This is a genomic window from Mycobacterium sp. (assembly GCF_049673265.1).
Lineage (GTDB): Bacteria > Actinomycetota > Actinomycetes > Mycobacteriales > Mycobacteriaceae > Mycobacterium.
This window is the reverse complement of the sequence record NZ_JBATXN010000520.1, coordinates 1-7,560: the sequence shown is the minus strand read 5'-3', so window position 1 is coordinate 7,560 and position 7,560 is coordinate 1. Positions and strand designations below refer to the sequence as shown.

Annotated in this window: 8 protein-coding genes and 1 pseudogene; 7 read left to right on the top strand and 2 right to left on the bottom strand. The window is 64.3% G+C overall.

The genetic code is table 11. From position 1 onward, the window contains the following. Positions 1 to 332, bottom strand: a pseudogene (locus tag WBF82_RS17940) (class I SAM-dependent methyltransferase); the annotation flags it as partial. A 60-nt stretch (positions 333 to 392) separates the two neighbouring features. Between WBF82_RS17940 and WBF82_RS17935 the strand changes: the two are divergent. Genes WBF82_RS17935 through WBF82_RS17925 form a run of 3 tightly spaced genes read left to right on the top strand, consistent with a single transcriptional unit; the run spans position 393 to position 2,688 of the window. After that, positions 393 to 1,238, top strand: a complete 846-nt coding sequence (locus WBF82_RS17935) for a class I SAM-dependent methyltransferase (RefSeq protein WP_424384310.1) — start codon at positions 393 to 395, stop codon at positions 1,236 to 1,238. Between the two features lie 4 nt (positions 1,239 to 1,242). Then, positions 1,243 to 2,016, top strand: coding sequence for a DUF1906 domain-containing protein (locus tag WBF82_RS17930; RefSeq protein ID WP_424384309.1), 774 nt, complete (start codon positions 1,243 to 1,245; stop codon positions 2,014 to 2,016). A 24-nt stretch (positions 2,017 to 2,040) separates the two neighbouring features. Beyond that, positions 2,041 to 2,688, top strand: a complete 648-nt coding sequence (locus tag WBF82_RS17925) for a hypothetical protein (protein WP_424384308.1) — start codon at positions 2,041 to 2,043, stop codon at positions 2,686 to 2,688. Here the strand turns inward: WBF82_RS17925 and WBF82_RS17920 are convergent. Beyond that, positions 2,677 to 3,849 carry a glycosyltransferase gene (locus WBF82_RS17920; protein WP_424384307.1) on the bottom strand — a complete coding sequence of 391 codons (1,173 nt, stop codon included), beginning with the start codon at positions 3,847 to 3,849 and terminating at the stop codon, positions 2,677 to 2,679. The two genes, WBF82_RS17925 and WBF82_RS17920, sit on opposite strands and share 12 nt — an antisense overlap. A gap of 34 nt (positions 3,850 to 3,883) precedes the next feature. Between WBF82_RS17920 and WBF82_RS17915 the strand changes: the two genes are divergently transcribed. The 4 genes from WBF82_RS17915 to WBF82_RS17900 all read left to right on the top strand — a co-directional run. Then, positions 3,884 to 4,201: a hypothetical protein gene (locus tag WBF82_RS17915; protein WP_424384306.1), complete on the top strand. Its 318-nt coding sequence runs from the start codon at positions 3,884 to 3,886 to the stop codon at positions 4,199 to 4,201. Next, entirely contained in the window at positions 4,198 to 4,773 is a 576-nt protein-coding gene (locus WBF82_RS17910) for a carboxymuconolactone decarboxylase family protein (RefSeq protein WP_424384305.1), read from the top strand. The genes WBF82_RS17915 and WBF82_RS17910 overlap by 4 nt, the downstream gene beginning before the upstream one ends. A gap of 477 nt (positions 4,774 to 5,250) precedes the next feature. Further along, a complete protein-coding gene (locus tag WBF82_RS17905; protein ID WP_424384311.1) occupies positions 5,251 to 6,510 on the top strand; it encodes a PPE family protein in 1,260 nt (419 codons plus the stop codon). Continuing rightward, on the top strand, positions 6,510 to 7,560 hold a 1,051-nt coding region (locus tag WBF82_RS17900; RefSeq protein ID WP_424384304.1), incomplete at its 3' end, for a PPE family protein. The genes WBF82_RS17905 and WBF82_RS17900, both read left to right, overlap by 1 nt.

The following is a 7,560-nucleotide window of genomic DNA, read 5'->3' as shown; positions in this document are numbered from 1 at the left end:
GCGATCGTCACCGATTCGACGTTGACGCGGTAATTCAGAGCCGTGCCGAAAGGTGCATGGAACGAGATGACGATGTTGGAACGTGATGAGGTCCGGTATGCCTGCGCCAACTGGCTTGCCAACACGGTCTCGAGCTGAGCGAATTCCTCGGGGGAGTACTGGACGCCAACGCTGGCAAATAGGTTGTGGCACATCTTGACGTACTCGTCGATCAAGCTGGGGACGGCCGGCACTGTGATTTGTCCCATGGCCACCGATCGGCGATACAGCCGCCGGGCCATCGCTTCGCGGAGCGTCGCCGGACTGAAAGACCTGATGGCCGGATCGTCCACACAACTCTTCTACACGCCCCCGACCTCTTTCCACCAGCGGTCGGTTGCTATAACGCACGTATGTCAGAGACCGGCCACTACGTCACCCACGTTTCCGATACGGCCCGGTGGACGGCGTTGCACCGGGCAACCGAATCGGCGCGACCCGATGCATTGTTCCGCGACCCGCTCGCCGAACGCCTCGCCGGTGAGCACGGCCGCGCGATCGTCGCCACGGTTCCACGGTCCAGCCGCAGCGGCTGGTGGCTCGTCGCGCGTACCAAGTTCATCGACGACGTCATTGCCAGAGCGATCGCCGATGGCTGCGACCGGGTGTTGAACCTGGCCGCCGGCTTGGATACCCGGCCGTATCGTATGGACCTGCCTTCGGATCTTTCTTGGATAGAAGCGGATCTGCCGGACCTGCTCGCCGAAAAGACGCAACTTCTTGCCGACCAGACACCGCGATGCCGATTGACCAGGGACGCCGTCGATCTGTCCGACCCGGCCGCCCGTGACGCGTTCTTCGACAATGCGCTCGACGGCGCTACCAAAGCGCTTGTCTTGACCGAGGGCCTGCTGATGTATCTGGAAGACAGTGACGTCGTCGCGCTTTCCGGGGCGATCAGGCGGCCCGAAGTGACTTGGTGGATGTTCGACTTCGCGTTTCCTGGCCTGAGGAAGAGGATGAACAAGAAAATGGCCGGTCTGTTCGAGAATGCGCCGTTCAAGTTCGCACCCGAGAACGGACTGACCTACTTCGAAGACCTCGGGTGGCGAACCGTCGAAGTGGAGCCGAATTTGGAGGCCGCCAACCGATTCCATCGTTTGCCGATGTTCATGCGTCCACTTGCGTGGCTGCCGCCGACGGATCCGCGTCGTCCCGGGCGTAGGCCCTGGGGCGCGACTGCACTGCTCACCCACTGAGTCCATGAACACTCACCGATCCGTTTCTCGACGCGACGTCATCAAGTTTGCGGCGGCGCCGGTGCTAGTGAGCCTCGGCCTGGCGACACTCGAGGAGTCGAGGGCGTCAGCTGCGGACCTGAAGCTCATCGATTTCACTGAGCGACTAGTCCAGCCCGATCAAATCAAGGCGGCCGGTTATGACGGGGCAGTGGTCTACGTGTCCGAGTCGCGCCCTGGCGCAAACTTCGATTTCAAACCCGTCACCCGTGAGTTCGCGGATGCGGCGCGCGCAGCCGGTCTTCACCTCGCCAGCGTTTACCAGTACGGCAAACCCGGTTGGCCTGACCCTTCGGATTTCACCCGCGGGTATGACGGCGGCGTGGCGGACGCCCGGACCGCGTTGCGGCTGCATGCGGCGGCCGGTGGTGCGAGTTCGGCACCGATCTTCTTCAGCGTCGATGACGATATCGACCTCAACACCTGGAAGGGCCCTGCAGTCCAGTGGTTTCGAGGAATCAACTCGGTACTAGGCGTGGGCCGCACCGGAATCTATGGGCATGCCCGCGCCTGCCAATGGGCGATCGACGAAGGAGTAATCGGCGCGTCGACTACTGCCGGGCACAACTGGGCATGGCAGACCATGGCGTGGTCTCACGGTGCACGCGAGCCCAGGGCAGTGCTTTATCAAAGTGCGGTCAACACCGCGTCCAACCCAGGCCCGCTGATAGGCGACACCCACGTAGATGTCGACCAGGTCCTTGCTTCTGACTTCGGGCAGTGGGACCTCAATCGATGAGCTGCCCGGTGGCATCCTGGTCGTGTGGGCTTGCTGTTCCGGTTGGCGGAATTTCTGATCGTGATCGTCCCCGTGGCGGGCATGATCTTCGCTGCGATACGAGCGTTCTCCACCAATAAGCGTTCAGCTGCGAACTTATCTGGTCCCGACCAGGGAGGGATCGGGGGCAATCATGCGGCCCAGCAGCGGTCGCTCACCCGCGTGCTGCGAGAACACGACCGAACCGACACCCGCTGGCTGGAGTACGAACTCGACTACGCCAGGCTGCTCAACTTCCCACAGATGACCGACATGCGCGATCCGCTGACGATCAGCTTTCACAAGGCCAAGCTGCGGGCAGACTTCCTTCGCCCAGCCAAAGTCGAAGATCTCCTTGACGACGGCGATGCGGCCGCGCGGTACCTGGCCGCCGTGGAAGACTATGTCACCGCTTTCAACATCGCTGAGGCAGAGGCGAAACGCAGGCGCCGAACCGATTTCACTCCAGAAGGACAGCAGCGAATCGCACGCGCTGAAAATCTATTGCGCGTGGCGTCCGACTCCGCGGCGACTCCGCAAGAACGCCAGAATGCCTATGACCGCGCATGCAAAGAACTCGACGGGCTTGTCGTATTGCCCGCCGCGACCCAGGCCAGCATCGAGCGCGGGATCTCCGGCGAGCTAGGCGGATAGCGCGGTGGCTTCGATGAGATCTGCTGCACTGGCGACGCTTTCGGCAGATGTCGTCATCAATGCGGCAACCTCACGGGCCCGGGTGACGCAGTCCGTACCGAGGATGACGCGCAGGTCGGCAACCAGTGATTCCTGGTTGGCGGCCGAAAAGCGCTGCGCAGAACCGACTCTCAGTCGCTCGATGGCCGCTGCCCAGATCGGTTGATCGAGCCCGGCCCAGAGGACCAGGCTTGGGACCCCGGCCCGCAGGCCAGCGGCCGTGGTGCCGGCGCCGCCGTGGTGGACGACCGCCCGGCACGCCGGAAAGATGACCGCGTGATTAACCGCTTCTACTACCTTGACGTGGTCAGTGTGCGGGATTTGGGTGCAGTCATTCGCTCCCATGCAAATCAACGCTCGTTCCCCGAGCAGCCCGCACGCCGCACCGATCACGGCGACCGTCTCAGCGGGGGATGCGAGCGGCATGCTGCCAAAACCGAAGTAGATCGGCGGTGTTCCCGCCGCGATCCAGGCCAACACCTCGTCGTCGACGACGGTGGGCAACTCCAGCGTCAGCGCCCCGACGAACGGCCGTCGACCACCCTGTTCCCCCCATTCGGCTGCCAGCCCGGGAAAGCACAACTCCTCGTACGCCTGGATCTCCAGCGATGGCGCCGGCGGACCGGATGCCTCCGGTAAGCCCAGGACCCTGCGTTGGGCCCGTTCGGCCTCCTTTGGCGGGCCCCCCCGCGGCTGTCTGAGCTCTAAAATCTGCGGCGGGAAGAAGTGCAGCGCGACCAGCGGAATACTGTGGTACTCAGCGACATTGGCGGCCAGCGTTTGTTCGGTTATACCCGCTACGAGCAGGTCGGCGCCGTCGCTCAACGAGGTCAATGTCGTGTTCTTCTCTGCCGAAACTTGGGCAACAAATTCAACCGCCTCCGAAATCGCGTTGAGCGGGTTCTGGATCATGCGGACGAAATCCTGATCGCCCAACAGCTCCTGGGAGCCCCGGCCGTAGCGGACCGCAGTGAGCCCCGCCGACTCAACGACAGCACGCAAGTCCGGTGGGACGGTCACAGCCATCTGCACGTCGTGACCGCGGCGCAGTAGTTCCCGGGCGACGACGATGCAGGGCTCGACATCGCCGCGGCTGCCATAGCCTGCCACCACAAACTTCATCGGCGGTACCGTACCGCGATGGGAGGTGGGACACATGGTCGAGATAGCCCGATTGCATCGCGAGCTCGTTGCCCGCGTGTTGGAAAGTGAAGGCACGGCGACAGCCGAGATGCGACGTGCCGCGTTTGAGAATGCCGGCCTCAACGACCCAGTTCGCACGTTGATCGACAAGGTGGCTCAGCACGCCTACCGCGTCACCGACGAGGACGTCGCCGCCGTCCGCGCCGCGGGCCTTAGCGAGGATCAGATCTTCGAGATCGTGGTATGCGCCGCCGTCGGGCAGGCAAGCCGTCAGTACACCAGCGCACTCGCAGCCCTGGCCAGCGCGACCGAAGAAGCGCCTGAACGATGAGGCTGGAAATCCTCGACCGGGGCCATCCCTTGCACACCAAGGCGCTACTGGCGCTCATCCGGGTGTTTTCCGGGCACCCCGCCGTCGACGCCGTCAAGCTGGCGCTCTACCGCCCGAACTTCTACGGCGGTGGCCCGCTCACCCACGAAGCGATGCGCGGAGAGTCCGATTGGTCGATCGGCGATCGCGAGCTGATGGCCGCCTACATCTCCAAGGCCAATGAGTGCCCGTTCTGCATCGCCGCCCATAGCGCCACGTCGTCGATGTGGTACGAAGACGAAACCAAAGTCGCTGGCACGCTGGCCGATCTGGATACTGCGCCGATCGATGAGCCACTCCGCGCAACGCTGCACATGCTCGGCAAACTCACCCATCAAAACAGCCTTGAGGCAGAAGACATCCGAGCTGTGCTGGACGCGTCGGTATCTCCCCAACAGATTAGGGACGCCCTAGCGGTCTCGCTTGCCTTCAATATCACCGACCGACTGGCCAACGCGTTCGGCTTCGCCGTCGCGAGCCCGGAAACGATGAACGCCGGCGCCCGTCATTTACTGAAACGCGGATATCGTTGAGGCAAGACGCTGCCCTGGCGCGTGATGCCGCTCACAAACGACCACTGGCTTCACGTGAATTATCCGTAAACCGCGTGGGCGCTCAGGTGGAGTCAGCCCTGAAAAGTGGCCGCTGACCTCCTTTTTCCGCATTTAGGATCTATGACCATTTCGTTAACTGAAACCGCGTGAGGCTGAACTCCACGCCGTAGGTTTCCCATTACAGCTCCGAAACTGACGCGAAACGCGAAACGCGCTATCGCTCGCTATAAAAGTGGTGTGACAAGTCCAGGGACTGTTGTTTAGCGAATCGCAACGGCACTGCGCCGCAACGTAATTCGTCACCATCGATGGTCCCGGCCTGGCCCCGTCACTTGAAATTCAAAACATCTGCAACGCAGCAGATCTCGTGAGGCGCTATCGAGACGGTCCAAGCTGCCAGGAGGTGTAGACAAAGTGGAATTCGGGGCACTGCCGCCGGAGATCAACTCCGGGCGGATGTACGTCGGCGCGGGATCCGGTCCGATGCTGGCTGCCGCGGCTGCCTGGGACGGGCTTGCTGATGAGTTGAGTTCCACGGCGTCGTCTTACCAGGCGGCCGTCGAGGGCCTGGCTAGTTCGTGGCAGGGCCCGTCGTCGGCGTCGATGAGCGCCGCGGCCGCGCCGTATGTGGCTTGGATGACCGCTACAGCCGCGCAGGCGGAGGAGTCGGCGAATCAGGCCCGGGCTGCGGTCGCCGCCTATGAGACCGCGTTCGCGGCGACCGTGCCCCCGCCCGTGATCGCGACCAACCGCACGCTGTTGATGACACTGATCGCCACCAACATCTTGGGGCAGAACACCCCGGCGATCGCGGCGACCGAAGCCCACTACATGCAGATGTGGGCGCAGGACGCTGCCGCGATGTACGGGTACGCCGGCTCGTCCGCCGCGGCGTCCCAGCTGACACCGTTCACCGAGCCGCCGCAGACCACCAACGCGGCGGCCCAGCCGCTGCAAGCAGCCGCGGTCACCCAGGCGAGCAGCACGGGCGCGTCAAACATCGGCGCGGAGCTGGCCCAGTTCATCAACTCGCTACCGACCGCGTTGCAGAACCTGGCGACCGGCCTACTGCAGTCGCCGACGACGGGATCAACGAACTTGTTGTCGGGGCTCTCACTTCCGCAGTTGACGTCATTGTCGTTGCCGACGGCGCTTCAGACCGACCTGACCAACTGGAACACCATCTGGTCGACCCTCACCGGGCCTTACTCCCTGCAGGGGTGGACGGCCATTCCCGGTGGTCCATTCCTAGGTTTCGGTCAGGGATACGCCTGGGGCCAAAACGGACAGGGCGCCGCGGCGTTCCTCGCCGGCCCGAAGCCGATCACCGGAGCGTTGGCCCCGCTCGCCAGTGAGATGACGCCGCATCTGAGTGCGGCGGGCTTTGGTGCGGCACCGGTCTCGGGCTCAATGGGCCGCGCAGCGCTGGTGGGCGGGATGTCGGTGCCACAGGGCTGGACGCAGGCAGCACCGGAGATCCGAACACTCGCCGCGGCGTTACCCACCAGTTCTGCCGCGACCCCGGCGGCGTCGCTGGCCGGCAACAGCGGCGTCTTCAGCCAGATGGCGTTGTCGAGCTTGGCAGGCCGGGCCGTCGCGGCGACCGCAACGCACTCGACGGGCGGCGTAGCCACGGCGGCCTCATTGGGCGGCGTCGTCACCGAGGCCAATCCCGCCGCAGCCACGATCATCGTGATCCCGGCGATGGAGGACTGATGTTCTTTGCAGCGTTTCCCCCGGAGATCAACTCGGGCAGGATGTACGCCGGCGCCGGATCCGGGCCGCTCATGGCGGCCGCGACAGCCTGGGACGGGCTCGCCAGCGAACTGCAGTCCACGGCGGAGTCTTACGCGTCGGTCATCTCAGCGCTGACCAGCGGGCCATGGCTAGGCCCGTCGTCGCTGAGCATGGCCGCCGCGGTCGCTCCCTATCTCGCCTGGATGCGGACCATCGCTGCGCAGGCCGCCGAAACCGCGAACCAAGCCATCGCGGCGGCAAGCGCCTACCAGACAGCGTTCGCAGCCCACGTGCCGCCGGCCGAGATTGCCGCTAACCGCAGCCAACTGGCATCGCTGGTGGCGAGCAACATTCTCGGGCAGAACAACTCGGCGATCGCGGCCACCGAAATTCAATACGCCGAAATGTGGGCCCAGGACGCGCTGGCGATGGACACCTACGCCGGATCGTCCGCCGCTGCAACCAACTTGACGCCGTTCACCTCGGCTCCGCCGGTCACCAACTCCGCCGGGCTGGCCGGCCAAGCGGGCGCGGCGACCCAGGCTGCCGCTAACACGGCGGGGTCCCCACTGCTGCAATGGCTGGCGAATCTTTCCACCGATTACACAACCACGATCAACGGCATGTTGAACGGCCCGTTCGGGCCCAGCGGGGCGTCAACGTATACGGCTCTGTTCAACGCCGTCAAAGTCCCGCTTGGGTTCAGCACGCAGTTCAACGATATTGGGCTGCTTACCAACTTCCCCATATCGCAGTTCCTGAAATTTGCCCCCGCTCCAGGTTATGGTGCGCTCCCGAAAGAGGGCCTCGGCGGCGGGCTGACCGGGCCCTGGTGGGGCCGAGGCTGGCTGACCAGTTCGGTGTCGGCGGAGATGGGAAATGCGGGCACGTTGGTCGGAACGTTGTCCGTCCCGCCAAGCTGGGCCACGGCCACACCCGCAATCCGAACGGTCGCTGCTGCGTTGTCAGCCGCCGGGCCGGAGGCCGTGCCGGCGGCCGCGATCGCCGAAGCAGGCATGTTCAGTTCGA

Coding starts and splice junctions, on each gene's coding strand:
- WBF82_RS17935 (WP_424384310.1), top strand. CDS start 393: ATGTCAGAGACCGGCCACTACGTCACCCACGTTTCCGATACGGCCCGG.
- WBF82_RS17930 (WP_424384309.1), top strand. CDS start 1,243: ATGAACACTCACCGATCCGTTTCTCGACGCGACGTCATCAAGTTTGCG.
- WBF82_RS17920 (WP_424384307.1), bottom strand. CDS start 3,849: ATGAAGTTTGTGGTGGCAGGCTATGGCAGCCGCGGCGATGTCGAGCCC.
- WBF82_RS17915 (WP_424384306.1), top strand. CDS start 3,884: ATGGTCGAGATAGCCCGATTGCATCGCGAGCTCGTTGCCCGCGTGTTG.
- WBF82_RS17910 (WP_424384305.1), top strand. CDS start 4,198: ATGAGGCTGGAAATCCTCGACCGGGGCCATCCCTTGCACACCAAGGCG.
- WBF82_RS17905 (WP_424384311.1), top strand. CDS start 5,251: ATGTACGTCGGCGCGGGATCCGGTCCGATGCTGGCTGCCGCGGCTGCC.